Here is a 1,655-nt window from a genome sequence, read left to right on the forward strand (position 1 = left end):
TTTTTTATGAGTCACAAACTTTTAATATGAGAGTTTGATCCTGGCTCAGGACGAACGCTGGCGGCATGCCTAATACATGCAAGTCGAACGAGCTTTCCTGATGATTGATGCTTGCATCATGAATCAGATCTAAGCGAGTGGCGGACGGGTGAGTAACACGTGGGTAACCTGCCCAGAAGTAGGGGATAACATTTGGAAACAAGTGCTAATACCGTATAACAACATTAAACACATGTTTTTTGTTTGAAAGATGGCTCTGCTATCTCTTCTGGATGGACCCGCGGCGTATTAGCTAGTTGGTGAGGTAATAGCTCACCAAGGCAATGATACGTAGCCGACCTGAGAGGGTAATCGGCCACATTGGGACTGAGACACGGCCCAAACTCCTACGGGAGGCAGCAGTAGGGAATCTTCCACAATGGGCGAAAGCCTGATGGAGCAATGCCGCGTGAGTGAAGAAGGTTTTCGGATCGTAAAACTCTGTTATTGAAGAAGAACATGCGTGAGAGTAACTGTTCACGTACTGACGGTATTCAATCAGAAAGCCACGGCTAACTACGTGCCAGCAGCCGCGGTAATACGTAGGTGGCAAGCGTTGTCCGGATTTATTGGGCGTAAAGAGAATGTAGGCGGTTTATTAAGTTTGAAGTGAAAGCCCTCGGCTCAACCGAGGAAGTGCTTCGAAAACTGGTAAACTTGAGTGCAGAAGAGGAAAGTGGAACTCCATGTGTAGCGGTGGAATGCGTAGATATATGGAAGAACACCAGTGGCGAAGGCGGCTTTCTGGTCTGTAACTGACGCTGAGATTCGAAAGCATGGGTAGCAAACAGGATTAGATACCCTGGTAGTCCATGCCGTAAACGATGAGTGCTAAGTGTTGGAGGGTTTCCGCCCTTCAGTGCTGCAGCTAACGCATTAAGCACTCCGCCTGGGGAGTACGATCGCAAGATTGAAACTCAAAGGAATTGACGGGGGCCCGCACAAGCGGTGGAGCATGTGGTTTAATTCGAAGCAACGCGAAGAACCTTACCAGGTCTTGACATACCATGAAAAGCTAAGAGATTAGTCTTTCCCTTCGGGGACATGGATACAGGTGGTGCATGGTTGTCGTCAGCTCGTGTCGTGAGATGTTGGGTTAAGTCCCGCAACGAGCGCAACCCTTATTATCAGTTGCCAGCATTCAGTTGGGCACTCTGGTGAGACTGCCGGTGACAAACCGGAGGAAGGTGGGGACGACGTCAAATCATCATGCCCCTTATGACCTGGGCTACACACGTGCTACAATGGTCGATACAACGTGTTGCGAACTCGCGAGGGCAAGCAAATCACTTAAAATCGATCTCAGTTCGGATTGCAGGCTGCAACTCGCCTGCATGAAGCTGGAATCGCTAGTAATCGCGGATCAGCATGCCGCGGTGAATACGTTCCCGGGCCTTGTACACACCGCCCGTCACACCATGAGAGTTTGTAACACCCAAAGTCGGTGGGGTAACCCTTCGGGGAGCTAACCGCCTAAGGTGGGACAAATGATTAGGGTGAAGTCGTAACAAGGTAGCCGTAGGAGAACCTGCGGCTGGATCACCTCCTTTCTAAGGATATGGTACTTTTGGTACCAACGGAAATACACAATTGTTAAAACTTTGTTTAGTTTTGAG

1 rRNA gene is annotated in these 1,655 nt (G+C 49.4%); it reads left to right on the plus strand.

Going from position 1 to position 1,655, the window contains the following annotated elements:
- The first annotated feature begins 22 nt into the window (after window positions 1-22).
- Window positions 23-1,589, plus strand: a 16S ribosomal RNA gene (locus FHL06_RS12740).
- Window positions 1,590-1,655: the final 66 nt, after the last annotated feature.

This window comes from Companilactobacillus halodurans, assembly GCF_009600985.1.
GTDB lineage: Bacteria > Bacillota > Bacilli > Lactobacillales > Lactobacillaceae > Companilactobacillus > Companilactobacillus halodurans.